The sequence below is a fragment of the Brevundimonas sp. genome (assembly GCF_035627475.1).
Taxonomy (GTDB): domain Bacteria; phylum Pseudomonadota; class Alphaproteobacteria; order Caulobacterales; family Caulobacteraceae; genus Brevundimonas.
The window spans coordinates 1-25478 of sequence record NZ_DASPLR010000011.1 but is presented as its reverse complement, the minus strand read 5'-3'; the positions used below and the strand labels follow the sequence as shown (position 1 = coordinate 25478).

The 25478-nt window shown below is 70.1% G+C and carries 26 protein-coding genes and 2 pseudogenes; 17 read left to right on the top strand and 11 right to left on the bottom strand.

What is annotated here, in order from left to right; translation table 11 throughout:
* A complete protein-coding gene (locus VEA62_RS02555) occupies positions 1–609 on the bottom strand; it encodes a sigma-70 family RNA polymerase sigma factor (protein WP_324774601.1) in 609 nt (202 codons plus the stop codon).
* The gene (locus VEA62_RS02550; protein WP_324818164.1) at positions 606–806 is read right to left on the bottom strand and encodes a NepR family anti-sigma factor; all 201 of its coding nucleotides are present in this window, start codon (positions 804–806) and stop codon (positions 606–608) included. The genes VEA62_RS02555 and VEA62_RS02550 overlap by 4 nt, the downstream gene beginning before the upstream one ends.
* A 200-nt stretch (positions 807–1006) precedes the next feature.
* Here VEA62_RS02550 and VEA62_RS02545 point away from each other — a divergent pair, with 200 nt between their 5' ends.
* Positions 1007–1801 (top strand): response regulator, encoded by a 795-nt coding sequence (locus tag VEA62_RS02545; protein ID WP_324817984.1) that lies wholly within the window; start codon positions 1007–1009, stop codon positions 1799–1801.
* 61 nt (positions 1802–1862) lie between these two features.
* Here VEA62_RS02545 and VEA62_RS02540 read toward each other — a convergent pair whose 3' ends face one another.
* The gene (locus VEA62_RS02540; RefSeq protein ID WP_324817982.1) at positions 1863–2228 is read right to left on the bottom strand and encodes a hypothetical protein; all 366 of its coding nucleotides are present in this window, start codon (positions 2226–2228) and stop codon (positions 1863–1865) included.
* A 356-nt stretch (positions 2229–2584) separates the two neighbouring features.
* Here VEA62_RS02540 and VEA62_RS02535 point away from each other — a divergent pair, with 356 nt between their 5' ends.
* On the top strand, positions 2585–3607 hold the full coding sequence (locus VEA62_RS02535; protein ID WP_324817979.1) for an NADP-dependent oxidoreductase: 1023 nt from the start codon (positions 2585–2587) through the stop codon (positions 3605–3607).
* A 10-nt stretch (positions 3608–3617) separates the two neighbouring features.
* On the top strand, positions 3618–4025 hold the full coding sequence (locus VEA62_RS02530) for an acyl dehydratase (RefSeq protein WP_324817976.1): 408 nt from the start codon (positions 3618–3620) through the stop codon (positions 4023–4025).
* Between the two features lie 98 nt (positions 4026–4123).
* Here VEA62_RS02530 and VEA62_RS02525 read toward each other — a convergent pair whose 3' ends face one another.
* Together VEA62_RS02525 and VEA62_RS02520 are read right to left on the bottom strand one after the other, a co-directional pair.
* Complete coding sequence (locus VEA62_RS02525; RefSeq protein WP_324817974.1) at positions 4124–4918, bottom strand: SapC family protein; 795 nt, start codon at positions 4916–4918, stop codon at positions 4124–4126.
* A 97-nt stretch (positions 4919–5015) separates the two neighbouring features.
* Complete coding sequence (locus VEA62_RS02520; RefSeq protein ID WP_324817971.1) at positions 5016–7055, bottom strand: TonB-dependent receptor domain-containing protein; 2040 nt, start codon at positions 7053–7055, stop codon at positions 5016–5018.
* An 80-nt stretch (positions 7056–7135) separates the two neighbouring features.
* Here VEA62_RS02520 and VEA62_RS02515 point away from each other — a divergent pair, with 80 nt between their 5' ends.
* The 4 genes from VEA62_RS02515 to VEA62_RS02500 all read left to right on the top strand — a co-directional run bounded on the left by VEA62_RS02515 (position 7136) and on the right by VEA62_RS02500 (position 11119).
* Positions 7136–7612: a Fur family transcriptional regulator gene (locus VEA62_RS02515; protein WP_324817969.1), complete on the top strand. Its 477-nt coding sequence runs from the start codon at positions 7136–7138 to the stop codon at positions 7610–7612.
* 40 nt (positions 7613–7652) lie between these two features.
* Positions 7653–8543 (top strand): alpha/beta hydrolase, encoded by an 891-nt coding sequence (locus VEA62_RS02510; protein WP_324817966.1) that lies wholly within the window; start codon positions 7653–7655, stop codon positions 8541–8543.
* Positions 8544–8638: 95 nt separating this feature from the next.
* Positions 8639–10141: a CoA-acylating methylmalonate-semialdehyde dehydrogenase gene (locus VEA62_RS02505; RefSeq protein WP_324817964.1), complete on the top strand. Its 1503-nt coding sequence runs from the start codon at positions 8639–8641 to the stop codon at positions 10139–10141.
* Positions 10142–10225: 84 nt separating this feature from the next.
* Positions 10226–11119, top strand: a complete 894-nt coding sequence (locus VEA62_RS02500) for a hypothetical protein (protein ID WP_324817962.1) — start codon at positions 10226–10228, stop codon at positions 11117–11119.
* A gap of 6 nt (positions 11120–11125) precedes the next feature.
* Here VEA62_RS02500 and VEA62_RS02495 read toward each other — a convergent pair whose 3' ends face one another.
* Both VEA62_RS02495 and secA read right to left on the bottom strand, forming a co-directional pair.
* Positions 11126–12304, bottom strand: coding sequence for an aminotransferase class V-fold PLP-dependent enzyme (locus VEA62_RS02495; protein WP_324817959.1), 1179 nt, complete (start codon positions 12302–12304; stop codon positions 11126–11128).
* A gap of 114 nt (positions 12305–12418) precedes the next feature.
* Positions 12419–15313 (bottom strand): preprotein translocase subunit SecA, encoded by a 2895-nt coding sequence (gene secA / locus VEA62_RS02490; RefSeq protein ID WP_324817957.1) that lies wholly within the window; start codon positions 15311–15313, stop codon positions 12419–12421.
* Between the two features lie 242 nt (positions 15314–15555).
* Between secA and VEA62_RS02485 the strand changes: the two genes are divergently transcribed.
* The 4 genes from VEA62_RS02485 to VEA62_RS02470 are packed head-to-tail and all read left to right on the top strand — an operon-like array spanning position 15556 to position 18548.
* Positions 15556–16563: a peptidylprolyl isomerase gene (locus tag VEA62_RS02485; RefSeq protein ID WP_324817954.1), complete on the top strand. Its 1008-nt coding sequence runs from the start codon at positions 15556–15558 to the stop codon at positions 16561–16563.
* Positions 16560–17939: a bifunctional glutamate N-acetyltransferase/amino-acid acetyltransferase ArgJ gene (gene argJ, locus VEA62_RS02480; protein ID WP_324817951.1), complete on the top strand. Its 1380-nt coding sequence runs from the start codon at positions 16560–16562 to the stop codon at positions 17937–17939. Before VEA62_RS02485 ends, argJ begins: the two co-directional genes overlap by 4 nt.
* Positions 17940–17947: 8 nt before the next feature.
* Complete coding sequence (locus VEA62_RS02475; RefSeq protein ID WP_324817948.1) at positions 17948–18346, top strand: (deoxy)nucleoside triphosphate pyrophosphohydrolase; 399 nt, start codon at positions 17948–17950, stop codon at positions 18344–18346.
* Positions 18347–18365: 19 nt separating this feature from the next.
* A complete protein-coding gene (locus VEA62_RS02470; RefSeq protein ID WP_324817945.1) occupies positions 18366–18548 on the top strand; it encodes a Flp family type IVb pilin in 183 nt (60 codons plus the stop codon).
* A 15-nt stretch (positions 18549–18563) separates the two neighbouring features.
* Here the strand turns inward: VEA62_RS02470 and VEA62_RS02465 are convergent, their stop codons facing one another.
* Entirely contained in the window at positions 18564–19451 is an 888-nt protein-coding gene (locus VEA62_RS02465) for a methyltransferase domain-containing protein (protein ID WP_324817943.1), read from the bottom strand.
* On the opposite strand from VEA62_RS02465, the gene VEA62_RS02460 reads away from it, so the two are divergent.
* The 5 genes from VEA62_RS02460 to VEA62_RS02440 are packed head-to-tail and all read left to right on the top strand — an operon-like array spanning position 19450 to position 22334.
* A complete protein-coding gene (locus tag VEA62_RS02460) occupies positions 19450–20256 on the top strand; it encodes a ComF family protein (protein ID WP_324817940.1) in 807 nt (268 codons plus the stop codon). The genes VEA62_RS02465 and VEA62_RS02460 overlap by 2 nt on opposite strands.
* A gap of 23 nt (positions 20257–20279) precedes the next feature.
* Positions 20280–20537, top strand: coding sequence for a glutaredoxin 3 (gene grxC, locus VEA62_RS02455; RefSeq protein WP_324817937.1), 258 nt, complete (start codon positions 20280–20282; stop codon positions 20535–20537).
* A complete protein-coding gene (locus VEA62_RS02450; RefSeq protein WP_324817934.1) occupies positions 20537–21385 on the top strand; it encodes a carbon-nitrogen hydrolase family protein in 849 nt (282 codons plus the stop codon). Before grxC ends, VEA62_RS02450 begins: the two co-directional genes overlap by 1 nt.
* A complete protein-coding gene (locus tag VEA62_RS02445; protein WP_324817932.1) occupies positions 21382–21813 on the top strand; it encodes a DUF1178 family protein in 432 nt (143 codons plus the stop codon). Before VEA62_RS02450 ends, VEA62_RS02445 begins: the two co-directional genes overlap by 4 nt.
* 11 nt (positions 21814–21824) lie before the next feature.
* Positions 21825–22334: a GNAT family N-acetyltransferase gene (locus VEA62_RS02440; protein WP_324817929.1), complete on the top strand. Its 510-nt coding sequence runs from the start codon at positions 21825–21827 to the stop codon at positions 22332–22334.
* Here the strand turns inward: VEA62_RS02440 and VEA62_RS02435 are convergent.
* Both VEA62_RS02435 and ubiG read right to left on the bottom strand, forming a co-directional pair.
* A complete protein-coding gene (locus tag VEA62_RS02435; protein WP_324817927.1) occupies positions 22331–22558 on the bottom strand; it encodes a hypothetical protein in 228 nt (75 codons plus the stop codon). The genes VEA62_RS02440 and VEA62_RS02435 overlap by 4 nt on opposite strands.
* Before the next feature lie 107 nt (positions 22559–22665).
* Positions 22666–23469, bottom strand: a complete 804-nt coding sequence (gene ubiG / locus VEA62_RS02430; RefSeq protein WP_324817924.1) for a bifunctional 2-polyprenyl-6-hydroxyphenol methylase/3-demethylubiquinol 3-O-methyltransferase UbiG — start codon at positions 23467–23469, stop codon at positions 22666–22668.
* Between the two features lie 55 nt (positions 23470–23524).
* Here ubiG and VEA62_RS02425 point away from each other — a divergent pair.
* Positions 23525–24406 (top strand): annotated as a pseudogene (locus VEA62_RS02425) (aspartate kinase); the annotation flags it as partial.
* Here VEA62_RS02425 and VEA62_RS02420 read toward each other — a convergent pair.
* Positions 24403–25305 (bottom strand): annotated as a pseudogene (locus VEA62_RS02420) (aspartate kinase); the annotation flags it as partial. The pseudogenes VEA62_RS02425 and VEA62_RS02420 sit on opposite strands and share 4 nt — an antisense overlap.
* Positions 25306–25478 lie beyond the last annotated feature (173 nt).

The following is a 25478-nucleotide window of genomic DNA, read 5'->3' as shown; positions in this document are numbered from 1 at the left end:
TCAGCCCCGGACGCTGCTCAGGCGATCGGCGTCGGCAAGTATGGAACGCATGGCGTCGCCGGCGGCGCGGCCGTCGCGCGCATATCCGCCGCGCTCCAGCGTGGCCTGAAGCGCCTTGCGGGCGCGGGAGACGCGGCTCTTCACGGTGCCGACGGCGCACTGGCAGATCTCGGCCGCCTCTTCGTAGGCGAAGCCGCCCGCGCCGACGAGGATCAGGGCCTCGCGCTGTTCTTCCGGCAGGGTCGCCAGGGCGAGGCGCAATTCGTCGAGGGCGACGGGGGATTCCGGATCGTCGACGGCGACCAGCGTGCGCTCGGCGGCCTCCTGGTCCAGCTGCGACTGGCGCCACGAACGGCGCTTTTCGGAATAGAACTGGTTGCGCAGGATCATGAAGGTCCAGGCCTTCATATTGGTGCCCATCTGATAGCTGGCGCGGGCGTCCCACGCCTTCATCATGGCGTCCTGGGCCAGGTCGTCGGCCGCCGTGGGGTCGCCCGTCAGGGTGCGCGCGAACGCCCGCAGATGCGGGATCAGCGCGACCAATTCCCTCTTGAAGGCGTTGTCGTCGGCGGAGGGGGGCTTGGGCGGCGGTGTCGAGGCGCCGCTCATGCGCCGCTCCCGCCCGACGAGCGCTCGTCGGCCCGGCGGAGGATGTCCAGGAACTCGTCCGGGACGGGTTCGTTGACGACCTCGTCGAACATGTGCCGGAGCTTGACCCCGATCGCCTGCTGACGAAGGCGTGCTTCCTCCAGTGCGGGCCCGCCCGGGGGCGCCGCCTTGCGGGAAGGGTTCGAATTGTCTGTCATTGAATGAACGGCCGCCACCCTGACGCTATTGCTGCGATTGCCGAAAACGCCAGCGTCGAAGGAGGGTTCCTAGGTTACGCAGGATTAATGCTCAAGCTTTGATCGCCCGGCTGGAACCGTGGCCGATTTGATACGTTGACGAGGACTGCCGAGGTTCCACCTTTGTGAGGGACCGCCACTTTTTTGTCGGGGAAGATTTCATGAGCCTGCTGGCCCGTCTCGCGCCGCATTTGCCCTATGTGCGTCGCTACGCCCGTGCGTTGACCGGCGACCAGACCACCGGCGACAACTACGTCCGCGTCGCGCTGGAAGCGCTGGCCGCGGGCGAGCGCCAGCTGCCGCCGGAAATGACCCCGCGGGTCGCCCTCTACCATGTGTTCCACGCCATCTGGGCCTCGACCGGCGCCCAGCTGGAGGACAAGAGCGGGCTGGAAGGGCGCGACGACGCCTCGCGCCGCCTGATGCAGATCGCCCCGCGCTCGCGGCAGGCTTTCCTGCTCACCGCCCTCGAGGGCTTCACCCCGTCCGAGGCGGCCCAGATCCTCGACGCCGACGCCAACGATGTGGAGCGGCTGATCGCCGAGGCGCAGTCGGACATCGACGCTGAACTGGCCACCGACGTGCTGATCATCGAGGACGAGGCGATCATCTCGGCCGACATCGAGAGCCTGGTGAAGGAACTGGGCCATCGCGTCACCGGCACCGCCACCACCCATGACGAGGCGGTCGACGCCGTCGCCCGCCACCGTCCGGGCCTGGTTCTGGCCGACATCCAGCTGGCCGACGGCTCTTCGGGCATCGACGCGGTCAAGGACATCCTGAAGCGGATCGACGTGCCGGTGATCTTCATCACCGCCTTCCCCGAGCGTCTGCTGACCGGCGAGCGGCCCGAGCCGACCTTCCTGATCACCAAGCCGTTCCAGCCGGAGACGGTGAAGGCGGCGATCAGCCAGGCGCTGTTCTTCCACCCGTCGCGCCAGCGCGAAGCGGCCTGATCCCTTCTCTCAGGCCCGTGAAAAGCCCCGGTCGCAGGACCGGGGCTTTTTGCATGGGCCGCTATCGGGCGGAGGAAGGTTGGGCCGATACCGTGGGGGCGTTCCGGTTCGGGGCTTCCCCCGTCGGCGGGTTGGTCGGCTCGCCGGTCGCGGTGGTCGGCGCGTCGGCGGCGGGGATCTCCACCGGATCGGTCTGGAAGGCCGCGGCGTCGACGGCCTGATCGCCGTCGTTGGCATTGGTCTTCGAGAACCCGCCCTGGCTGACGAACCACATGCCGAGCAGCAGGATGGCGACGGCGGCCAGGGAAACGAGCAGCAGGGTCAGGATGCGGACCCCGCCGCGGCCGCCGCGAACATACTGGGCCTCGACCGGCCGGCCTTCATGGACCGCGTCCGCGGCCTTGTCGTGGGGGGATTGATGGGTCATGGGCGGGCCTCCGACGGCGATTGCGCTGTGACCCGACAACGCCCCTGCCAGCGGCGCCGTTCCGACTTTCGCCAGACGGGCGAAAAAACTTCGCGGGCGGTGGAACCGCGCAGGGGGCGCTTCGTTATCGGTCTGCGGAGGCGGCGACGCCCCCCCGACTTGAGACTGGTGAAAACCAGTCTGTCGCCTCCGCGCCTCATTCTCGATGATGCCACTTCAGGCGGGCCCTCAGCGGCCCGCCTTTTTCTTTGCGCCGCGCTGGACAGGCCGCGCGGCCCGGTCATGATGGCGCGTCCTGAAAGAAAACGTGCGCTCAAGCAGCCCAGAGGGCGATAGCGCCAGACAAGGAGACGGCCATGGCTCGCGTCAATCGTCAGTGGGTGCTGCGCCAGCGTCCCCGCGGTCTCGTCCAGCCGGGCGACCTGGAGCTGGTCGAGGCGCCTGTGCCGGCGCTGAACGAGTCCGAGGTTCTGGTCCGCACCGTCTACCTGTCGCTGGACCCGACCAACCGGACCTGGATGAACGACGCGGAGGGCTATCTGCCGCCGGTGCCGCTGGGCGGGGTGATGCGCGGCCTGACCCTGGGCGTCGTCGAGGAGAGCCGGTCGAGCCGCTTCCGCGTCGGCGACATCGTCACGCCCCTGTCCGGCGGCTGGGCCGACTATGCGGTCGTGCCCGAGATGCAGCTGCGCCAGGTCCATCGCGCTCCGGGTCTGCCGCTGACGGCCAACCTGTCGGTGCTCGGCATGACCGGCATGACCGCCTATTTCGGCGTCACCGATGTGCTCAAGGCCCAGGCCGGGGAGACCCTGGTGATCTCGGCGGCGGCCGGCGCGGTCGGCTCGATCGCGGGCCAGGTGGCCAAGGCGCGCGGGGCGCGGGTCATCGGCATCGCGGGCGGGCCCGACAAATGCCGCTGGCTGACCGAGGATCTCGGTTTCGACGCCGCCATCGACTACAAGAACGAGGATGTCGGCGAGGCTCTGGACCGGCTCGCGCCCGACGGTGTCGACCTCAATTTCGAAAACGTCGGCGGCGACATCATGATCGCCGTATTCAACCGGCTGAAGACCCACGGCCGGATGGCCGTCTGCGGCCTGATCTCGGCCTATAATGCGACGAAGGCGCCCCCGTCGCCGAACTTCGCCCGGATCATCACCCATCGGCTGACGGTGCAGGGTTTCCTGGTGCTGGACTACGCCCACCGCGGCCGCGAGATGGCCGCCGAGATGGGGCCGTGGCTGAACGACGGCGCCATCAAGTGGAAGGTCCACGTCGATGACGGCCTGGAGAACGCGCTGGATTCGCTGAACCGCTTGTTCACCGGCGACCACGACGGCAAGCTTCTGGTGCGGGTGTCCGAAGAGCCCGCCGGCTGAGGGCTTTCCGATGAGCGAACCGCTCCACGTCCATTTCGAGGATCTGGCCGTGGGCGAGGTCGTGCCGCTCGGCGCGTGCATGGTCGACCCGGCGGCGATGGACGCTTTCGTCGAACGCTTCTCGCCGGGCTGGGACGTCTCCTATGGCGCGCCGGACGCCATGGTCTACGCCCTGTGGAGCCGGCTGTTCGCCGACAAGGTGTCGGGCTGGGCCCAGTCCAAGGTGCTGGCCGTCGACGGCCTGCGCTACCTGCGCAATCCGCCGTCGGGGGAGCTGATGCGCGGCCGCATGACGGTGATGGGCAAGGATCCCGTCGGCGACGAGAAGGGCATCGTCATCGCCCAGCACGACCTGCTCGACGAGGCCGGACGGCTGGTCTTCTCCTGCCTGACCCGGGCGCTGCTGGCCCGAAGGTAGCACGCAGGCAGCAGGCAGCAGGCAGGCGGTGCATAGCGAAAGGGCGGCCCGCCGAAACGGGCCGCCCTGATGCCTGCTGCCTGGCGCCTGCTGCCTTCCTAGGCGTTGCCGGCGGCGCCCTGGGCCTCGGCGGCCCTCTGGAAGGCCATGGCGATCAGGCGGTCCCAGCCCAGCAGCGACACCAGATGGGCGTAGATCTGGCCCAGGGCGCCGTTGTCGCGCAGTTCGGCGAGCTTGTCGGCCGGCAGGGCCTTCAGCTTGTCTTCCGAGACCGCGAAATACTCGGCGATCTTCTGCGGCGTGCCGGCGGCGCCGTCCGGGTTGCGCGGGGTGAAGACAGCCTCGCGGGTCTCGAGCAGGTCGAGGTCGGTCAGCAGCTTGACGAAGGCCTCGGTGCGCAGCCGCTCCTGCTCGAAATTGTTGCAGAACTCCATCGCCTGCTGCGTGTAGGGCGAGGGCTGACCATCGACGAACAGCGGGTTGGCGCCGCCTTCCTTGATGAAGGGCGCGTCGCGGTCGACGCACAGGATCAGGCGCTTCTGAACCTCGTCGTTGGCGAACACGAAGGGGTAGCGGCGCACATAGGCCGGGATGTAGGCCTCGGCCCTGAAGGCGCCGGCGTCGCTGACGAACAGGTTCTCGCCCTGGCGCAGACCCATGACGGCGACCGGCTGTTTCGCCTCGCCGACGAAGATCACCGGATAGGTCAGGGCGGCGGGCGCGAACTCGGTGACCGTGACCGGGACGATATTGGTGCTGGCCACGAAGGCGTAGGGCTGCTCGACGCCCTCGACGCCCAGGGTGCCGTGCGCCTCGAGCGAAAGCGGCTCCGGCTTGCCGTAGAACAGGACATTGCCCGAGAGCGGGGCGGCGTTGGCGGTGGTGTCGGTCATGGACGCGAAACGTGCTCTGGATGAAAAGAGGGAAGCGCGCTTCTAGCCCAGACGGCGCCGGGCGGCAAACGGGGTTCCCCTGCCCGTTGCAGGAGGATCAGAAGCGCCAGGTGATCCCGGCGCGCAGACTGCGTCCCGGCATCGGCGCGATGTCCTTCTGGAAGCTGGCGTGTTCGCGCGCCTCGGCGTCGGTCAGGTTGGACGCCTCCGCGAAGAGGGTGACGTTGCGGTCGACGAACGGCCGCACCGCGCCCTTCAGGCTGACGAGGGTGTAGCTGTCGGTCGGGCGTTCGAAGGCGGCGGTGCGGTCCTGCTCCCCGACATGACGCACCTCCAGACCGGCGTCGTAGCGCCTCGACGCCCATTCGAGCCCGGCGGTGATGGACCAGGGCGGGATGCGCGCGGCGGGCCCCAGATCGGTCGTGGCCCTGACCCAGTCGGCGGCCCCGGTGAGATCCAGGCTGCGGTCGCCGCTCTCCCAGAGCCGGTACTCGGCCTCGGCCTCGAAGCCCCGGAATTCCGCGCCGGTCTGCACATATTCGAAGATCGGCAGGCCGGAATCGACGTCGTCCACGCCGGTGGGCCGCAGGTCGATGAAGCCGTCATAGTCCGCCGCATAGGCGTGCAGATCGGCCTGCAAGGCGCCCCGGGCGAAATGCAGGGTCGCCTCGACCGAGGTCGCCACCTCGGAGTCGAGGTCGATGTTCCCGACCTCGAAGGCGCCGGTGGCGACATGGGCGCCCTCGGCGAACAGCTCGACCTCGCTGGGCGCGCGCTCGTTGCGGGCGATGCTCAGGCCGAGGAACAGGGGCGCAGACGGGCGGAAGAACAGGCCGGCCGAGGCGGAGACGTTGGTGAAGTCGCGATCGCCCGCCAGGCTCTCCAGCGAACGCTTGTCGAGACGCAGGCCGCCCTCGAAGCCGAGGCCGCCGCGGTCGAAGCGCTGGACGGTGTAGAGGCCCTGCTCGCTGATGTCGGTGCGCGGCACATAGGCCTCGTCCCCGATGGCGTCGAAGGTGCGGTCGAGCAGCTGGGCGCCGATGACGCCCTGCCACCCGTTGCGTTCGCGCTGGATCAGTTCGAAGCGGCCCTCGACGCCCTCCGAGAAGAACTGGGTGCCGACCTCATCGCCCTCGAACTCGGTATGGGCGTAGTCGGCCCAGCCGGCCGACAGGCGGGCGGCGCTGAACGGACCGGCGTCGAAGGTCAGTTCGCCACGCACGTCGTAGCGGGTCTGTTCCAGCCCGATCGAGACGTGTTCCTCCTCCGCGTCCGGATCCAGCGGATCCGGCTCATGCGCGTGGCCGGGTACGCCATAGGTCGTGTCGACATGCTTGAGCGAGGCGCCGATATAGCCGCGCGGGCCGATCCAGCTGACGCCGGCCCCGTACTGGTCCAGCTGGACGAAGGAGTTGCCGACGGTGCGCTCCGGCCCGGGCGTCTCGCCCTCCTCGTCGAGCAGGCGCCGCGACTCCGCGAAGACCGGAATGTCGTAGTCCGAGGCGTCGCGGGTGAAGCCGTCGACGGTCAGGACCAGGGGCCCGGCATTGGCCTTCAGCCGAGCGCCGAAGCTCGCGCCGTCGTCGACCGTCGAGGCCTGGGCCGAGACGTGGCCGTCCAGGCCCTCGGGCCGCTCGGTGGGAATCCGGTCGTCGATGATGTTGACCACGCCGCCGATGGCCGAGCCGCCGAACACCAGGGTCGAGGGGCCGCGAACGATCTCGATGCGCCGGGCCTCGCCGGGATCCACCGCCACCTGGTGGTCGGGCGAGACCGAACTGGCGTCGATCATGCCGAGGCCGTTGGTCAGGACCTGGACGCGCGGCCCCGACAGGCCGCGGATCACCGGGCGGCTCGCTCCCGGCGCGAAATTGGTGCTGCGCACGCCGGGCAGGCCATTGACCAGGTCGCCCAGGGTGGCGGCCGGGGCCACGGCCAGGTCCTCCTCGTCCAGCACGTCGACCGCCAGCAGGCTGGCCCGGTCGGTGACGCCGAAGGGCGTGCCGGTGACGATGACGTCGTCGACCCGGACCTGCGGTGGTTCGGACGCCTCCGGCGAGGCGGTCTGCGCGACCGCGGCTCCGCCGAAGGCGGTCGAGGCGGCGGCGGCGAGGAGGAGGGAGCGGTGCGATGTCATGGGCAGACTGTTATGAAATAACATCACAGGTCGTCAAGCCCGCCGTTGCGGCGCGCCGGCCGAGCGATTAGCTGTGACCCATGGGCGACGCCTGCCACCATCACCATGCCGACGGCCCGCCCGGCGAGGCGGAGGTCGAACGCGCCCTTGCGGCCGCCGACGATCGCCTGACCGCCGAGGGCGAGCGGATGACGGCCGCCCGCCTGCGGGTGCTGACCCTGCTGCTCGAGGCCGGGGAGCCGGTGAAGGCCTATGACCTGATCGCCCGCTTCGGCGAGGACGGCCAGCCGGCCAAGCCGCCGACGGTGTACCGCGCCCTGGAGTTTCTCGAGCGCAAGGGGCTGGCCCACCGCATCGCCTCGATCAGCGCCTATGTGGCCTGTACTTCGGCCGGGCGGGACCACGCCGCGGCCTTCCTGATCTGCGACTGCTGCGGAGCCACCGAAGAGGTGTCGTCGCCCGTCGCGGGCGACCTCGGCCGGGCCGCCGAGGCGGCTGGCTACGCCATCGAGCGCACCACGATCGAGGCGCACGGGCGCTGCCCCGCCTGCCAGTAGGCGGCTGGCGCTCGCCTGTCCCAGCGCCTATCTGAAAGCCATGGACGCGATCCGGATTTCCCCGCCTCGTCGCCTGAGACTGCCGGTGGCCAACCGGTGGGGCGCGGGCGATATGAACGTGCTGGATTTCGGCGACGCCAAGCGGCCGGTCGACCTGGTCTTCGTCCACGCCAACGGCTTCAACGCCATGACCTACCGGACGCTGCTGGCCCCGCTTTCGGGATCGTTGCGGATCTGGGCGCCCGACCTGCGGGGCCATGGGCTGACCACCCTGCCGGCCGATCCGGCGGGTCGGCGCGGCTGGCACGACCACCGCGACGACCTGGTCGCCCTGCTCGATGCGCTGGAGGGTCCGCCGCCGGTGCTGGCCGGGCATTCCATGGGCGGCACGGCGGCGCTGCTGGCCGCCGCCGAACGCCCCGCCCGGGCCGCGAAACTGGTCCTGCTCGATCCCGTGATCTGGCGCCGCTGGACCGTCATGGCCTTCCATCTGCCGTTGCTGGACCGGATCGCTTCGCGAATCCCGCTGGTGAAGAGCGCCCGCCGCCGCCGCGCGGTCTTCGACAGCCGCGAACAGGCGATGGCCGCCTATGCGGGCCGCGGCGCCTTCCGCGGCTGGCCCGAGATCATGCTCGCCGACTATCTGGCCGACGGCCTCGTCGAGACGCCCCGGGGCCTGACCCTGGCCTGTCCCCCCGACTGGGAAGCGTCGAACTACGCGGCCCAGAGCCACGATCCGTGGCGCGCGCTGAAGCGGCTGGACCGGCCGGTGCGCATCCTGAAGGCCGAGGCGGGCTCGACCTGCCATGTGCCGGACCGGCCGCGCGGCATGCCGCACGTCACGGTCGAGACCGTCGAGGGCGGCACCCATTTCTTCCCGATGCTGAAGGCCGACGTCGCCCGCGACGCCCTGTTCGACGCGGCGGTCTGACACGGCCGATCCTCGCGGGCGGGCACTGGCGCGGGCAGGATCATCGGTCTAAACCGCCGCCAACCACAATAAACCAGCCTGGGAACCGCTTCAGCATGCGCGAGATCAACCATTTCATCGGCGGCGCCTCCTTCACCGGCGCCTCGGGCCGCTTCTCGGACGTGTTCAATCCGAACACGGGCGAGGTGCAGGCGCGGGTGCAGCTGGCCACGGCCGCTGAGATGGACCGCGCCGTGCAGACGGCCCAGGACGCCTTCGACGGCTGGTCCTCGACCAATCCCCAGCGCCGCGCGCGGGTGATGTTCGAGTTCAAGCGCCTGGTCGAGGCCAATATGGATGAACTGGCCGCGATGCTGTCGGCCGAACACGGCAAGGTGATCGCCGACGCCAAGGGCGACGTGATGCGCGGCCTCGACGTGATCGAGTTCGCCTGCGGCATCCCGCACGCGCTGAAGGGCGAATACACCTGGGGCGCGGGCCCCGGCATCGACGTCTATTCGATGCGCCAGCCGCTGGGCGTGGTCGCGGGCATCACCCCGTTCAACTTCCCGGCCATGATCCCGATGTGGATGTTCGGCGTCGCCATCGCCGTCGGCAACACCTTCATCCTCAAGCCGTCGGAGCGCGATCCGTCGGTGCCGGTCCGCCTCGGTGAGCTGATGATTGAGGCCGGCGCTCCGGCCGGGGTGCTGAACGTGGTGCACGGCGACAAGACCGCCGTCGACGCCATCCTGACCCATCCGAAGGTCCACGCGGTCAGCTTCGTCGGCAGCTCTGACATCGCCCATTACGTCTACCAGATGGGCGCCCAGCACGGGAAACGCGTTCAGGCCATGGGCGGCGCCAAGAACCACGGCATCGTCCTGCCCGACGCCGACATGGACCAGGTCATCAAGGACCTGTCGGGCGCGGCCTTCGGAAGCGCCGGCGAGCGCTGCATGGCCCTGCCTGTGGTGGTGCCGGTCGGCAAGAGAACCGCCGACGAACTGCGCGAGCGCATGGTCGCCGAGATCCCGCGCCTGAAGGTCGGCGTCTCGACGGATCCCGACGCCCACTACGGCCCCGTGGTCACCGCCGCCCATCGCGCCAAGGTCGCCGGCTGGATCGAGAAGGGCGTGCAGGAGGGGGCCGAACTGGTCGTCGACGGCCGCGACTTCAGTCTGCAGGGCCATGAGAACGGCTACTTCATGGGCCCGTCGCTGTTCGACAATGTCACGCCGGAGATGGAGTCCTACAAGGAGGAGATCTTCGGCCCGGTGCTGCAGATCGTCCGGGCCGCCAGCTTCGAGGAGGCCCTGCACCTGCCGTCGAGGCACCAGTACGGCAACGGCGTGGCCATCTTCACCCAGAACGGCCGCGCGGCCCGCGACTTCGCGGCCCGGGTCAATGTCGGCATGGTCGGCATCAATGTGCCGATCCCGGTGCCGGTCGCCTATCACACCTTCGGCGGCTGGAAGCGCTCGGCCTTCGGCGACACCAACCAGCACGGCATGGAGGGCGTGAAGTTCTGGACCAAGGTCAAGACCGTCACCGCCCGCTGGCCCGACAGCGAGCTCGAGCACGCGGACTCCAGCTTCGTCATCCCGACGATGCAGTAGGTTCGCCTGACGGGCGTGCGCCGCATCGCAATTCAGTGCTAGGCGTTAAGCTGTGTGAACAGTGAAGCTGGAGCGCTCCCCCGCATGCGTCGCTTTTTCGTCTGGTCTGCCCTGGCGGCCCTGATCGGCCTGGTCCTCGCGATCGCCGGCGTCTGGGCCTACCAGCATTTCTACGCCCGCTTCCAGCCGGTGACGGTGACCCAGAACCAGGGCGCGATCCAGAATCTGCTCGACGAGTCCTCGTGGCTGTCGTCGGGGGGCGGGGGCGAGCCGCTCTACATCATCGGCTACCGCGACTCGGCGGCCATGCAGCGCTACGAGCAGGAGGAGGCGCCCAAGCTGCGCGCCGCCGGGGTCGAGGTGCGAATCGTGGTCTTCGCCCGCCCCGACCGCGAGGGGCTGAGCCAGTCGACGGCGGCGGAACGGGCCACCGTGGCCGAGCTCTGGCTGACGCGCGACTGGACCCTGTACCAGCGCTGGACCGCGACGCCCTCGAACAACTGGACCGCGGCGGGCATCCCCGCGGCCGACGGCAGCCTGGCCCGGACCGCCGTGGTCGACGCGGGCCGCGCCTTCGCCGCGCAGTTGAGCGAATACCTCGGCGGCGCCGGCCTGCGGACGCGCTACCCGCTGATCATCTGGCGCGACCGCGAGGGTTTCATGAAGGCCTGCGCCTGCTCCGACAGCCGCTCCTGGGCCTTCGTGCGCGATGATCTCGGCGCCCCCGACCGGGTTGAGCCGCCATCGGTGGCCGTGGACGGCGTGCCTCCGCCGGTGGCGTATCCCGGCGACGGCAGCCCCGAGAGCCTGCCCTATCCGACCCTGCCGCCGGTCCCGTCCGTCAGCGGCCAGCCCCTTCCGGCGCCGGGCGTGACGCCGGCGCCGGAAGTCACGCCCGCGCCCGCTCGCCCGGCCGCGCCGCCGGCGCCGCGCAAGGCCCCCGAGCCGAAGAAGTCGGAAGACACGACCTTCTTCTGAGGCCGCTCAGAGCACCCGCTGGCAGACCTCGGCCAGGCGCTTCACGTCCGCCTCGTCCTGATAGAGGCCGAAGCCGAAGCGGATGGTGTCGTCGCGCACGTCGGCGACCACGTTGGCCGCCAGCAGCTGCGCCCGCCACGCCTGGGCGTCGGGGTGGCGGAAGGCGAGGAAGCGCGCCCGCGCGGACCCGTCGACGACCGGGTTGATCAGTTCGGCCCCGGCCAGCCGGCCGGCGTCTCCCGCCGCGATCGCATCCTGGAACTGCTGCATCAGGCCGCGGGCGTGATCGGCGACGACGGCGGTGGTCAGGCCCGCTTCGTCCAGCGTCCGGCGCACGCCGTTGAAGCGGTACAGGGCGCTGGAGTCGAAGGTGGCTCCCCAGAACCGGCCGCCGTCGGTGCGGTACTGGACGCCGCCGGGCGGTCCCTCCAGATCGCCGAACTCGGCGAACCAGCCGGTGATCGTCGGGCGCGGACAGAAGCCGGGCGGCGCGTGCAGGAAGCAGACGCCCTCGCCCGACATGGCGTATTTGTAGCCGCCGGCGACATAGAAGATGCGATCGGCCACCGCCGACAGATCGGTCGGCGTGGCCATGAAGCCGTGATAGCCGTCGAGGATCACCCATGGCCCGGCCGGGTCGGCCAGGGCGGCCAGGTCCCCGATGCGGTCGAACAACTGGCCGGTCCGGAAGAACACCTGGCTGACCACGATCAGGTCGAATCCGCCCCCGTCCTGACCCGCTCGGGCGGCCTCGACCAAGCGCTCCCCGAAGGTATCGAAAGGCTGCAGGGGCACGCGGGTGACCACGGCCTCTCCGGCCTCTTCCCAGCGCTGGGACTGGCGGCGGAAGGAGTGGAACTCGCCGTCGGTGGACAGGATGCGGGCGGGCCTGCGTTCCAGCCCGGAGACGATGCGCAGCAACAGTTCGTGGGTGTTGGGCGCGAACACCACCGAGTCCGGCGACGGCAGGTTCAGCTCGCGGGCCACGTGACCCTGGGCCTCCGGCACGATCTCGCCGAAGATCAGGTCCCATTTGCGGTCGGCGAATTGGTTGGCCTCCACCCAGGCCCGCACCTGGCCGTCGAAGCTGGCGTCCGGCCACAGGTGATGGCTGTGGGCCGCGAAATGCAGCCGCTCGGGGTCGAGCGACAGGGCGCGGGAGAAGAGGTCCTTGCGGGCGGCCATCAGTCTCTCCCGTTGGCGAACAGCTCCGTCGGTCGATAGCGGGGCGCGGCAAGGCGCTCAAGCAGCGAGCGGCCGCAGATCCTCCCCGACGAGGCGGTACGCGAGCGTGGCGCCCTAGATCAGGCTTCCGTGGCAGTGCTTGAACTTGCGGCCCGAGCCGCAGGGGCAGTCGGCGTTGCGCGGCGTCCGCTCCCAGCCCGCGGGCAGCATCTCGACCGGCAGGCGCGCGCGATCCTCGCCCTGCAGCATGCCCTCGGGCAGCTGGGCCATCGGATCGGCCATCTCGTTCTCGCCGGTGCCGGGGTTCAGGTGAATTTCCTGGAACTCCGGCAGCTCCATCGGCGGCGCGGTCTCGAAGCGGAACTCGACCGTCATCAGCCACTGGGTGACCTTGTGGCGCAGTTCGTAGAGCAGCGTCTCGAACAGGTTGAAGGCCTCGGTCTTGTACTCGTTCAGCGGATCGCGCTGGCCGTAGCCGCGCAGGCCGATGACCCCACGCAGGTGGTCGAGGTGCACCAGGTGCTCGCGCCACTGCATGTCGATCATCTGCAGCATGAACTGCTTCTCGAGGCCGCGCGTCTGCTCCGCCCCGATCAACTCCAGCCGTTCGGCCGCGCGGGCGTCGGCGGCGGCGATCAGCCGCTCCTCGACCTCCTCGTTCGAGACGCCTTCCTCGGCGGCCCATTCGTGCAGCGGCAGGTCGAGCCCGAGGGTCGACTTCACCTTCTCGCTCAGGCCGTCGATGTCCCACTGCTCGGCATAGGCCTTGGGCGGCATGTGTCTGTCGATCAGGTCGCTGATCACGTCGTTGCGGAACTCGGCGACCAATTCGGACAGATCCGTCGCGTCCATGAACTCCTGGCGCTGCTCGAACACGGCCTTGCGCTGGTCGTTCACGACGTCGTCGTACTTCAGCAGGTTCTTGCGGATGTCGTAGTTGCGCGCCTCGACGCGCTTCTGGGCGGTCTCGACGGCGCGGTTCAGCCACGGGTGGCTGATGGCCTCGCCCTCGGCGACGCCGAAGCTGCGCATGATGGCGTCCAAACGGTCGCCGGCGAAGATGCGCAGCAGGTCGTCCTCGCAGGACAGGAAGAATTTCGACGTGCCCGGGTCGCCCTGACGGCCCGTGCGGCCGCGCAGCTGGTTGTCGATGCGGCGGCTCTCGTGGCGTTCGGTGCCGAGCACGAACAGGCCGCCGGCGGCCAGGGACTTCGCCTTCTGGACGGCGATCTCGGCCTTGAACTCGGTCTCGATGGCCGCTTCCATTTCGGGCGTGACCTCGACGCCCATGTTGCGCTGGTCCTGGCGCCACTTCTGCAGCTTCATTTCCAGGTTGCCGCCAAGCTGGATGTCGGTGCCGCGGCCGGCCATGTTGGTGGCGATGGTGACCGCGCCCGGCAGGCCGGCCTCGGCGACGATATAGGCTTCCTGCTCGTGCTGGCGGGCGTTCAGGACGCTGTGCGGAATGCCCTTGCCGCGCTTGACCTCGATGTCGAAGTCCTCGTCCTTCAGGGCCTGGTAGGCCTTCTTCGCCTCGCGCCGGACCTTGTCGTCGTCGCTCGCGACCTTGTCCAGCAGGTGCTGGTGCTGCGGCTTCAGCGTCTTGACCGTGACCTCGTACTCGAAGGTCTTGAGCAGGTCCGACAGGGTTTCCGACTTCTCGATAGAGACCGTGCCGACGAGGATCGGCTGACCCCTGACGTGGCATTCGGCGATCAGGCCCGCAATGGCCATGTTCTTCTCGGCCGCGGTGCGGAAGATCTCGTCGTCGTGGTCGATCCGCTTGACGGGCCGGTTGGTCGGCACCTCGAGCACGTCCATCTTGTAGATGTCGAGGAATTCCTGGGCCTCGGTCGCGGCCGTGCCGGTCATGCCCGACAGCTTTTCGTAGAGGCGGAAATAGTTCTGGATGGTGACCGAGGCCAGGGTCTGGTTCTCGGGCTGGATCTTGACGCCTTCCTTGGCCTCGATGGCCTGGTGCAGGCCCTCGGACAGCCGGCGGCCCTGCATCATGCGGCCGGTGAACTCGTCGATGAGCATCACCTCGCCGGCCTTGATGATGTAGTCCTTGTCCTTCTGGTACAGGGTGTTGGCGCGCAGCGCCTGGTTGATGTGGTGCACCAGGCTGATGTTGGCGGCGTCGTAGAGGCCGGTGGTGTCGGCGGCGAACAGGCCGCGCGCCTCCATGATCTCCTCGATCTTCTCGGAGCCTTCCTCGGTCAGCAGGGCCTGGCGCTGCTTCTCGTCGAGGTCGTAGGTCGACTTGTCCTGGATCAGTTCCTTGATGATCCCGTCGACCGTCAGATACAGGTCCGAGCGGTCCTCCGTCGGGCCCGAGATGATCAGCGGGGTGCGCGCCTCGTCGATCAGGATGGAGTCGACCTCGTCGACGATGGCGAAATGGTGCGGGCGCTGGACCATCTCGCGCCGGTCATAGACCAGGTTGTCGCGCAGATAGTCGAAGCCGAACTCGTTGTTGGTGCCGTAGGTGATGTCGGCGGCGTAGGCCGCCTGGCGCTGGCCCGACGACAGGCCGTTGACGATGACGCCGACGTCCATGCCGAGGAAGCGGTAGACGCGGCCCATCCACTCGGCGTCGCGCTTTGCCAGATAGTCGTTGACGGTGATGACGTGCACGCCCTTGCCGGCGAGGGCGTTGAGGTAGACCGGGGCCACGGCGACCAGGGTCTTGCCTTCGCCGGTCCGCATCTCGGCGATGCCGCCGTCGTGCAGGATCATGCCGCCGGTGAGCTGGACGTCGTACTGCCGCTGCCCGAGAACCCGCTTGGAGGCCTCGCGGGCGACGGCGAAGGCTTCGTTGAGGAGCTTGTCGAGCGTCTCGCCGGCCGCGAGGCGGTCGCGGAAGGCGTCGGTCATCATGCGCAGCTCGTCGTCCGACAGGGCGGCGTATTTGGCCTCAAGCGCATTGATCTTCTGCACCCGGCCCATGAATTCCTTGACCTTGCGGTCGTTGGAGGAACCGAAAATCTTCTTGGCGATGCCGAGCATGAATGATCCGAAGGCGGGCGAGCGGCTGGGGCTCTGGTACTGGAACGGTCCCGAAGGAGCGGCGGCGGCGGCGCCCGGGGCGAGGCCTCGGCGGCGGCGGCCCGGTGCGCCTGTCTCAGGCGCGCGCAAGGGTCGCGCGAACGTTCGAAAACCCCTCGACTTGGGCGCAGGCGGGACTTAAGCACCGGCCTTATCCCTGTCAACGCGAGGGCCTTTGCCGCCCGTGACGGAGCACGCCCGAAATGCACGCCATCCAGCCCCGGATTCTGGCCCGCGCCCTGTTCCCGGCGCTCCTCGCGGCGGTTCTCATGGCGGCCGCCTGCAGTGGCGGCGGCGGCTCCGACCGCCCGCCCGAGCCGGGCGACCGCGCGGTGGCCAGGGTGCAGGACGAGACCATCTGGGCTTCCGACGTCAAGCGTGAGGCCGTGGCCCAGGGCCTCGTCGGCGAGGGCGAGCCGCTGGACGTCACCTCCGACCTGTTCCGCCGGGTGCTGGACGAGGTCATCGACCAGAAGCTTCTGGCCCGCGAGGCCGAGCGCCGCGGCCTGGACAATTCCGCCATCGCCCAGCGGCGGCTGGCGGCGACGCGCGAGCGCATCCTCGGCGACATGCTGGTTGAGACGGTGGTGAACGGCGAGATCACCGACCGCAAGGTCGCCGAACTCTACCAGGAGCAGCTGCGCCTGGCCGAGACCTCCGAGGAGATCCGCACCCGCTTGATCCTGTCGCGCACCCGCGAGGAGGCCGAGGCCGTGGTCGGCATCCTCGCCCAGGGCGCGGCCTTCGAGGCGGTGGCGGCCCAGAGCTCGATCGACGACGCCACCCGCTATTCCGGCGGCGACCTCGGCTATCGCACCCTGGACGTCATGCCCGAGGCCTACGCCAACGCCCTGCGCGACAAGCCGGCCGGCTCGACGGTCGGACCGTTCCAGACCGAGGGCGGCTGGGCCGTGCTGCGGGTCGAGGACCGGCGCAAGGAAACGCCGCCCACCCTGGAGCAGGCGCGGCCGCAGATCGTCCGCTACCTGACCTATGAGGGGGTCCGCGCCCTGCTGGAACAGCTTCGCGGCAAGGCCGAGGTCGAGGTCCTGCTGAACGGAGACTCCGCTTCGCAGGAGCCCGCCTCCGCCCCGGCGAGACCTCCGGCCGCCGCGCAGGCGCCCGCCGCGGCCACCCCGCCGGCCGCCACCCCGCCGGCCGCCGGCCCGGCGCGCGCCGCCCCGGCTCCCGCTCCGGCGAAGGCTTCATGAGCCGCGCGCCCGACGCCGGCCGGGGCTCGACCGGCCAGAAGATCGAGCAGGCGCTGGAGAAGGCGCTGGATCCCCTGGCCACGGCCCTGAAGCGCGCCACCGCGCCGGCCCGTCCCCCGGCCGCCCCGGGCAAGCCGGGCCTGCAGGTGTCGCCGCTGGCGGTGAGCTTCCCGAACATCCCGCCGATCGCCGGCGTCGAGATCGCCACCGCCCGGGCCGGCTTCTACAAGCACGAGCGCGACGATCTGGTGGTGTTCCGCTTCGCGCCCGGCACGACCTGCGCCGGCGTCTTCACCCGGCACAAGGTGGGGTCCGCGCCTGTCGACTGGTGCCGCCGTCATCTCGACGCCGAGGGCGGCGGTTCCGACGTGCGGGCGCTGGTCGTCAACGCCGGTTGCGCCAACGCCTTCACCGGCAAGGCGGGGGCCGACGCCGCCCGCCGCACCGCCTCCGAGGTGGCCAAACGCTTCGGCTGCCGTCAGCGCGACGTGATGCTGGCTTCGACGGGCGTGATCGGCGTGGTGCTGGACGACCGCAAGATCGCGGCGCGGCTGAACGACGTCGAGACCGGGCTGAGCGCCGACGCCTGGCTGCGCGCCGGCCAGGGCATCATGACCACCGACACCTTCCCCAAGGGCTCGTTCGCCGAATGCGAGATCGACGGGCACAGGGTCCGGATCGCCGGCATCGCCAAGGGCTCGGGCATGATCGCGCCGGACATGGCGACCATGCTGGCCTTCATCGTCACCGACGCCGACATCCATCCCAATGTGCTGAGGGCCATGCTGGGCCTGCACGTGCGCACCACCTTCAACAGCGTGACGGTGGATGGAGACACCTCGACCAACGACACCTGCCTGCTGTTCGCCACCGGGGCGTCGGGCGCGCCGCGCATCGGCCGGGTCGGCGACCGGCGGCTGAAGGACTTCTCCCGCGCCCTCGACAGGGTCATGCTCGACCTCGCCCACCAGCTGGTCCGCGACGGCGAGGGGGCGACGAAATTCGTCAAGATCACCGTCGACGGCGCCGCCAGCCCGGCCTCGGCCCGCAAGCTGGCCAAGTCGATCGCCGACAGCCCCCTGGTCAAGACCGCCCTCGCCGGCGAGGACGCCAACTGGGGCCGGGTGGTCATGGCCGTCGGCAAGACCGAGGAACCGGTCGACCGCGACCGTCTGGCCATCCGCTTCGGCCCCCACGTCGCCGCGATCGAAGGCGCGCCGTCGCCCCACTACGACGAGGCGAGGATGAGCGCCTATATGAAGAACGCCGAGATCGACATCACTGTCGACGTGGGTTCGGGGCGGGCGTCGGCCACCGTCTGGACCTGCGACCTGACCAAGCGCTACGTCGAGATCAACGGCGATTACCGCTCGTGAGCGAGGGCTTGCCGACCGTTCTGGTGGTGGCCGTCGCCCTTATCGACGCCGACGGGCGGGTGCTGATCGCCCAACGGCCCGAGGGCAAGCAGCTGGCCGGACTGTGGGAATTCCCCGGCGGCAAGGTCGAGTCCGGCGAGCGGCCCGAGGCGGCGCTGATCCGGGAATTGAAGGAAGAACTGGACATCGATGTGAACGAGGCCTGCCTGGCGCCGTTCGTCTTCACCAGTCACGCTTACGATTCCTTTCACCTTCTCATGCCCTTGTACCTGTGCCGACGCTGGTCGGGGGTGGTTCGGAACCGCGAGCACGCGGCTCTGAAGTGGGTGCGGCCTGCCCAGCTGGCCGACTACCCGATGCCTCCGGCCGACGAACCCCTGGTCGCCTGGCTGCGCGACCTGCTCTAGCCGCCGAAGGAGGGGGCCCATGCGTGCTCTGCTCTCCCGGTTCCGGACCGATGAAGGCGGCGCGACCGCGATCGAATACGGCCTGATCATCGCCCTGGTGTTCCTGGTGGCCCTGGCGGGCATTTCCGCCTTCGCCGGCGCCGGCACGGGCACGTTCAACGAGGCGATGGGCAAGCTGGCGGCGGCGATCGGCGCGAACTGAGGCGGCCCCGCCCGGTCAGTCTTCCTCGCCCGTCCACTCCCTGACGCCCAGGGCGTCCGCCAGCCGGACCCTGGCCGAGCCTCGCGGCAGCGGCTTCTGCTGGCTTTCGTGCGGGGCCCAGCCGGCCAGGTGGACGATCTCGAAGGTCGCCCGGATCCGTCCGTCGGCGTCGGCGAAACGCTCGGCATAGAGTTCCGCCGTCCGCGCCAGCAGGCCCCGGGTCATCGGCCGGATCGGGCCGGCCAGCGCATTGGTCTCGCCCATGGCCCGCAGGTCGCGCACCAGGGCGTAGAGGTCCGGGTAGCGCACCGTCAGCCGGTCGACGTCCGAGACGGGCAGGGCGAACCCCGCCCGCTGCAGCAGGGCCGCGCCGTCGAAGCCGTCGGCGAAGGGCGAGACCCGGGCCTGGGCTCCGCCGCGCACCTCCAGCTCCGCCTCGGTCAGCACCGCGCGCAGCTCCTTCAGCGTGCCCGCCCCGAGCAGGGTGCCGACAAACAGACCGTCGGGCCGCAGGGCGCGGCGTATCTGGGCCAGCGCCCCGGGCAGGTCGTTGGCCCAGTGCAGGCTCATCAGGGAGACGATCAGGTCCTGCGACTGGTCGGCCAGACCCAGAGGCGCCGCGCCGGGGGCGGCGCGGGCCGCCTCGTCGCCGGGAACCCGGACCGGACCGACCCGCCCGGCCGCGGCGCTGTCGGCCAGCAGGCGCGCGAACGGCCCGGGCCGGGCCGACAGGTCGACGGCGTCCGGAAAGTCGCGCAGGATGACCTCCAGGCTGTTCACCGCGTTCTCGGCGGCCCGCACGTGCAGGAAGTCGGCGGCGGGGAAAGCCTCCTGCCCCCGTGCAAGCTTCGCCGCGCGGCGTCGGCTGTCGAAAATCTCGGGGGGACCGGGGGAGGCGTTCATGGCCCATCAGGATGGGGGTTGGCGCGACCGATTGGAAGCGGGCCGGGCGCGGGTCGCTTTGGGGCTGCGCGCGCTGGGCCGGGCCGCGGCCGACCTGCTGATGCCGCCCCTGGCCCACGACAGCCCCGAGGCCACCGCCTCCGCGGGCCTGACGCCGGACGCCTGGAGCCGGGTGGCCTTCCTCGAGGATCCGGTCTGCGACGGCTGCGGCGCCGGCTTCGAGATGGACGGCGGCGTCTTCGCCGCGCCGCGCTGCGCCGCCTGCCTGGCCCAGCCCTACGCCTTCGCCCGCGCCCGGGCCGCCTGCGTCTACGACGAGGCGTCGCGAGGCCTGATCCTGAAGTTCAAGCACGGCGATCACCAGCCGTTCGCGCCGCTGTTCGCCCGCTGGCTGAGTCGCTCGGCCGCCCCGCTGCTGGACGAGGCCGACGCGGTGGTTCCCGTCCCACTGCACCGGTTCCGGCTGTTGTCGCGCCGCTTCAACCAGGCCGCCGAGATCGCCCGGCCGCTGGCCCGCGGCGCCGGACTGGACTACCTGCCGGACGCCCTGGTCCGGCAGACCCACACGACCAGCCAGGGCGGCAAATCGGCGCGGGGACGGCGGCTCAACGTCAGGAAGGCCTTCGCCGTCAGCGAGGAGGGCCGCCGGAGGGTCAGGGGCCGCCGCATCCTTCTGGTCGACGATGTGTTGACCACGGGCGCCACCGCCGAGGCCTGCGCCCGGGCGCTGATCGAGGCCGGCGCCCGCGCCGTCGACCTGGCCGTCATCGCCCGGGTGCGGACTGCGCGGGAGTTGCCTACATAGCGGTTACAGAATCGGAGACCCCCTTGGCCGACATCGTCATCTACACCAAACCCGGCTGCGGCTACTGCTACGCCGCCAAGGCCCTGCTCGACGGCAAGGGCGCCGAATACACCGAGATCGTCGCCTCGAACGACCCGGCGAAGAAGCAGGAGATGATCCAGCGCTCGGGCGGGCGCATGACCTTCCCGCAGATCTTCATCGGCGGAAAGCACGTCGGCGGCTCCGACGACCTGCACGCGCTTGACCGCAAGGGCGAGCTGGACGCATTGCTCGCGGCCTGATGACAAGCGTCGCCGTCGCCCTGATCCAGACCCGCACGCCCGCCGGCCCGGCGGCGGCCCTCGCGCATGTGGAGCCGATGATCCGCCAGGCTGCGGCCGGCGGGGCGAAGCTGATCCTGACGCCCGAGGCGACCAATTTCCTGATCCAGGACCGGGCGGCGCGCGAGGCGGTTCTGGAGACGCAGGAGCGCGACACGGTGGTTGCCGGACTGCGGGCTCTGGCCCGCGAACTGGGCGTCTGGTTGCTGATCGGCTCCGCCATCGTGCGGTCGGGTCACCCGGGCGACGACCGGGCCGCCAACCGCTCGCTGCTGATCGACGCCGACGGCGGGGTCGTGGCGACCTATGACAAGCTGCACGTCTACGATGTCGACCTGCCGACCGGCGAGCGCTGGCGCGAGAGCGCCTCCATCCGGCCCGGCGACGGCGCGGTGGTCGCCGACACGCCGTGGGGCGGTCTGGGCCTGACCATCTGCTACGACATCCGCTTCCCGCAGCTGCACCGGGCGCTCGCCAAGGCCGGGGCGGCGATGATCGCCGTGCCCGCCGCCTTCACCGTGCCGACCGGCGAGGCGCACTGGGAGACGCTGCTGCGCGCCCGGGCCATCGAAACCGGCTGCTATGTCCTGGCCCCGGCCCAGGCGGGCGAGCACGAGGACGGCCGCCGCACCTGGGGCCATTCGATGGTCGTGGCGCCGTGGGGCGAGGTGGTGGCGAGGCTCGACCACGACGAGCCGGGCGTACTGTCCGCCATCCTGGACCTGGACGCGGTGACGCGGGCGCGGAACGCCGTGCCCCAGCTGACCCATGACCGCGATTTCGCGCCCCCGGCTATCCCCGCGTCATGATCCGCTACGCCCTCCAGTGCGACGGCGGCCACGGCTTCGACGCCTGGTTCGGGACCTCGGCCGACTACGACGACCAGTCGGCGCGCGGGCTGGTCGAATGCCCCCTCTGCGGTTCTCGATCGGTCAGCAAGCAGATCATGGCCCCGGCTGTGACGGGGACGCGCAAGGCCGCAGCGGCGCCGGACCCGGCCAGGATGCAGGGCATGATGATGCAGATGGCCCGCGAGGTCCGCAGCCATGTCGAGCAGAATTTCGACTATGTCGGCGACGCCTTCGCCCGCGAGGCGCGGGACATCCACGAGGGCCGCTCGGAGAAGCGCGAGATCTATGGCGAGGCCACCCCCGCCGAGGTGAAGAAGCTGAGGGAGGACGGCGTGCCCTGCGCGCCCCTGCCGCCCCTGCCGCCCGATCCGGCCAAGCTGAACTGAGGCGGGCCTCGATGGAGCCGCTGTCCCGCCCGGGCTGGCGGCCGATGAGTCCGGGCGATCTCGATGCGGTGGCGGAGATCGCCCTCGTCGCCTTCCCGGACCATTTCGAGGGCCGCGCCTGTTTCGACAACCGGCTGGCCCTGAACCCGTCGGGCTGTTTCGTGCTGGCGGACCGGGATGATGCGCCGAAGGGCTATCTCGTCGCCTATCCGTGGCGCGAGAACGAGGCGCCGGCGCTGAACACCCTGATCGAGGCGATCCCCGACGACGCCGGGGTCATGTATCTGCACGACCTCGCCCTGCACCCGGACATCCGGGGGCAGGGATGGTCGGAGCCGATCGTCGAACGGCTGGCCGCGGACGCGAGGGCCGCCGGCTGGCCGGCGCTGGCGCTGGTGGCGGTGAACGGCGCCGCGCCCTTCTGGGAAGGGCGCGGCTTCGTGGTCGTCGACAGCCCGGCGATGCGGGCGAAGCTGGCCGCCTACGGGCCGGACGCCCGCTACATGGCCCGCGCGCTTTAGTGCTCGCCGCGGGTCCAGCCCTTTTCCGCCATGCAGGCGGCGAAGGCGTCGCTGTGCTCGTTGCGGCCGGTGCGGGCGCGGCAGTCCTCGCGGGCGCCGTCGAAGGGTTGGGCGTTCTGGCCGTGCCAGCCGACGTGATCGTCGCTGTCGGCGTCGATGACGGTGATGCAGGCCGAGGCCATCAGGCTGGCGGAGACGGCGGCGAGGACGATGAGGCGTTTCATGGATGAGCTCCGGGGAGGGAGTTGAAGGGGAGCCCCTTCATCTCACCGCCAAGCTTGGCTGTCCCGTTACTTCGAGGTCAGGTCCATGAACGCCGGATGAACCGGGTTCAGTCGCGCGTGGCGACCATCATGTAGTTGACGCCGGCGTCGTCGCTCTCGCTCCAGCGGTCGGTCAGGGGATTGTAGATGAGGCCGTACGGGCCGCTGACGGCCAGCGGTTCTTCGGACAGCATCAGCCGGATCTCGTCGGGCTTGAGGAACTGGCGCCAGTCGTGGGTGCCGGCGGGAACCCAGCGCAGCACATACTCGGCCGCGACCTTGCCGAGGGCGAGCGACTTCAGCGTCCGGTTCAGGGTGGCGACCACCATCATCCCGCCGGGCTTCACCAGTCGCGCGCAGGTGCGCACGAAGGCCTCGGGGTCGGCGACGTGCTCGATGACCTCCATCGTCAGGACGACGTCGAAGGGGCCGGAGCCCCCGGCCTCCAGCTGTTCGACGGTGGCGGCGCGATACCCGATGTCAAGGCCCTGCTGCTCCGCATGGATACGGGCCGTGCCGATGTTCTCGGACGAGGCGTCGATCGCCGTCACCTCGAAACCCAGCCGCCGCATCGGCTCGGCGATCAGGCCTCCGCCGCAGCCGACGTCGAGCAGGCTCAGGCCGGCGAACGGCGCGTGGCCGCGGATGTCCCGTCCGAACCGTTCGGCGGCGCGGTCGCGCACGAAGGCGAGGCGGGCCGGATTGAACCTGTGCAGGGGCGCGAACGGGCCGCGGGCGTCCCACCATTCCGCCGCCTGGGCCGAGAAACGCGCCACGTCGGCCGGGTCGATCGAGGGCCCTTCGGCGCGGTCGTTCGAATCCCCGCCGCTTTGGGGTTTGCGCGCCGACAGCGTCTCGTTAGAAGCGACCATGGGCCGAGGGATGAACCCGGACGGTTCTCCTTGCAAGACGGAGCGCTACGCCACGATGACGCGGCCAGGGTCTGATCGGCTGGTGATGAAGTTCGGCGGCACCTCGATGGGCGACCTCGAGCGCATCCGCCGCGCCGCCCGCATTGTCGCCGCCGAGGCCGCCTCGGGCAAGAAGGTGGCGGTGGTGGTCTCGGCCATGGCGGGCAAGACCAACGAGCTTGTCGCCTGGACCGACGGAGCCGGGCGGCCCGCGCAGGGGATTGAGCTCTCGGACGACGAATACGACGTGGTGGTGGCCTCGGGCGAGCAGGTGACCTCGGGCCTGCTGGCCCTGACCCTGCGCAACATGGGCCTGAACGCCCGCAGTTGGATGGGCTGGCAGATCCCGATCCTGACCGACGACGCGCACGGCCGCGCTCGCATCGAGGACGTGCCGGGCGAGGTGCTGGGCGCCGCCCTCGATCGGGGCGAGATCGCCGTGGTGCCGGGCTTCCAGGGCGTCACCCGCGACGGCCGGATCACCACCCTGGGCCGGGGCGGCTCCGACACCTCGGCGGTGGCCGTGGCCGCGGCCCTGGGCTGCGCCTGCGACATCTACACCGACGTCGACGGCGTCTACACCACCGACCCGCGCATCGAATCCAAGGCGAAGCGCCTGGCCAAGATCTCCTACGAGGAGATGCTGGAGATGGCCTCGCTCGGCGCCAAGGTGCTGCAGACCCGCTCGGTCGAGCTGGCCATGAGCCAGCGGGTGCCGGTGCGCGTGCTGTCCAGTTTTGTCGAACCCGGAGAGGCGCCCGGCCAGGGCACCATCGTCTGCGACGAGGAGGAGATCGTGGAGAAGCGCATCGTGAGCGGCGTGGCCTACAGCCGCGACGAGGCCAAGATCAGCCTCTTCGGCCTGCCCGACCATCCGGGGGTCTCCTCGGAGATGTTCTGGACGATCATGTCCACGTTGACGGCGGCGTCGGTCAGCGGGCCGAAGATGGCCGCCGCCACGCCCGGGCGGTCTTCCACGCCGATCAGCGTGATCTTCGCTTCGTCGCGGCTGTAGGCGATGCCGCTCACGACTTCCTTTTCCACGATCTCGTCCTCGTCAACAACCAGAGTTCCGGGAAGGGCGCTGCCCTCAGCCGCTTCGAAGCTGGACAGCACCTGCACGCGCACACGATGGTTCATCGCCATCTCGACCGAACGGGTCTGCAGGACCTTGGCGCCCTGCGAGGCCAGCTCCAGCATCTCCTCGTAGGTGATCTTGGAGAGCTTCCTGGCCTTGGTCACGATGCGCGGGTCGGTGGTGTAGACGCCGTCCACGTCGGTGTAGATGTCGCAGCGGTCGGCCTTCAGCGCCGCCGCCAGCGCCACCGCCGAGGTGTCGGAGCCGCCGCGGCCCAGCGTCGTGACGCGGCCGTTCGGCGCGACGCCCTGGAAGCCGGCGACCACGGCGACCTCGCCCTCGGCCATCCGCTTCTCGACCTCGGTGGTGTCGATGGAGACGATGCGCGCCTTGGAGTGCGTGTCGTCCGTGCGGATGGGGAGCTGCCAGCCGTGCCACGAGCGGGCCGGAATGCCGATCGACTGCAGCGCGATCGCCAGCAGCCCGGTGGTCACCTGCTCGCCGGTGGCGACGACGGCGTCGTACTCGCGCGCGTCGTGCAGCTTGTCGATGTCGTTGCAGTACTTGACGAGCTGGTTGGTCACGCCGGACATCGCCGACACGACGACGGCCACCTGGTGGCCCGCCTTCACTTCCTGCTCGACCTTGCGGGCGACGTTCTTGATCCGGTCGATGTCGCCGACCGACGTGCCGCCGAACTTGAGGACGATCCGCGCCATAAATCACACCACATCTTGACGCCGACGCCCAAGGCGCGGCATGCCGATCCTCCCGCTCCACCGTTGCCGGCGCGGGGCGGCGTATCCATACTCCGTTCGGGCGAGGCGAGCAAGGTTGCCCCGCACTTGTTTTGGCTTGAGAGCGCAAAGGACACAGCCCATGACCCCCACCG

Bases quoted from the DNA above. Each gene is read 5' to 3' on its own strand.
- VEA62_RS02555 (WP_324774601.1), bottom strand. From the start codon at position 609: ATGAGCGGCGCCTCGACACCGCCGCCCAAGCCCCCCTCCGCCGACGAC.
- VEA62_RS02550 (WP_324818164.1), bottom strand. From the start codon at position 806: ATGACAGACAATTCGAACCCTTCCCGCAAGGCGGCGCCCCCGGGCGGG.
- VEA62_RS02545 (WP_324817984.1), top strand. From the start codon at position 1,007: ATGAGCCTGCTGGCCCGTCTCGCGCCGCATTTGCCCTATGTGCGTCGC.
- VEA62_RS02540 (WP_324817982.1), bottom strand. From the start codon at position 2,228: ATGACCCATCAATCCCCCCACGACAAGGCCGCGGACGCGGTCCATGAA.
- VEA62_RS02535 (WP_324817979.1), top strand. From the start codon at position 2,585: ATGGCTCGCGTCAATCGTCAGTGGGTGCTGCGCCAGCGTCCCCGCGGT.
- VEA62_RS02530 (WP_324817976.1), top strand. From the start codon at position 3,618: ATGAGCGAACCGCTCCACGTCCATTTCGAGGATCTGGCCGTGGGCGAG.
- VEA62_RS02525 (WP_324817974.1), bottom strand. From the start codon at position 4,918: ATGACCGACACCACCGCCAACGCCGCCCCGCTCTCGGGCAATGTCCTG.
- VEA62_RS02520 (WP_324817971.1), bottom strand. From the start codon at position 7,055: ATGACATCGCACCGCTCCCTCCTCCTCGCCGCCGCCGCCTCGACCGCC.
- VEA62_RS02515 (WP_324817969.1), top strand. From the start codon at position 7,136: ATGGGCGACGCCTGCCACCATCACCATGCCGACGGCCCGCCCGGCGAG.
- VEA62_RS02510 (WP_324817966.1), top strand. From the start codon at position 7,653: ATGGACGCGATCCGGATTTCCCCGCCTCGTCGCCTGAGACTGCCGGTG.
- VEA62_RS02505 (WP_324817964.1), top strand. From the start codon at position 8,639: ATGCGCGAGATCAACCATTTCATCGGCGGCGCCTCCTTCACCGGCGCC.
- VEA62_RS02500 (WP_324817962.1), top strand. From the start codon at position 10,226: ATGCGTCGCTTTTTCGTCTGGTCTGCCCTGGCGGCCCTGATCGGCCTG.
- VEA62_RS02495 (WP_324817959.1), bottom strand. From the start codon at position 12,304: ATGGCCGCCCGCAAGGACCTCTTCTCCCGCGCCCTGTCGCTCGACCCC.
- secA (WP_324817957.1), bottom strand. From the start codon at position 15,313: ATGCTCGGCATCGCCAAGAAGATTTTCGGTTCCTCCAACGACCGCAAG.
- VEA62_RS02485 (WP_324817954.1), top strand. From the start codon at position 15,556: ATGCACGCCATCCAGCCCCGGATTCTGGCCCGCGCCCTGTTCCCGGCG.
- argJ (WP_324817951.1), top strand. From the start codon at position 16,560: ATGAGCCGCGCGCCCGACGCCGGCCGGGGCTCGACCGGCCAGAAGATC.
- VEA62_RS02470 (WP_324817945.1), top strand. From the start codon at position 18,366: ATGCGTGCTCTGCTCTCCCGGTTCCGGACCGATGAAGGCGGCGCGACC.
- VEA62_RS02460 (WP_324817940.1), top strand. From the start codon at position 19,450: ATGGCCCATCAGGATGGGGGTTGGCGCGACCGATTGGAAGCGGGCCGG.
- VEA62_RS02465 (WP_324817943.1), bottom strand. From the start codon at position 19,451: ATGAACGCCTCCCCCGGTCCCCCCGAGATTTTCGACAGCCGACGCCGC.
- VEA62_RS02450 (WP_324817934.1), top strand. From the start codon at position 20,537: ATGACAAGCGTCGCCGTCGCCCTGATCCAGACCCGCACGCCCGCCGGC.
- VEA62_RS02445 (WP_324817932.1), top strand. From the start codon at position 21,382: ATGATCCGCTACGCCCTCCAGTGCGACGGCGGCCACGGCTTCGACGCC.
- VEA62_RS02440 (WP_324817929.1), top strand. From the start codon at position 21,825: ATGGAGCCGCTGTCCCGCCCGGGCTGGCGGCCGATGAGTCCGGGCGAT.
- VEA62_RS02435 (WP_324817927.1), bottom strand. From the start codon at position 22,558: ATGAAACGCCTCATCGTCCTCGCCGCCGTCTCCGCCAGCCTGATGGCC.
- ubiG (WP_324817924.1), bottom strand. From the start codon at position 23,469: ATGGTCGCTTCTAACGAGACGCTGTCGGCGCGCAAACCCCAAAGCGGC.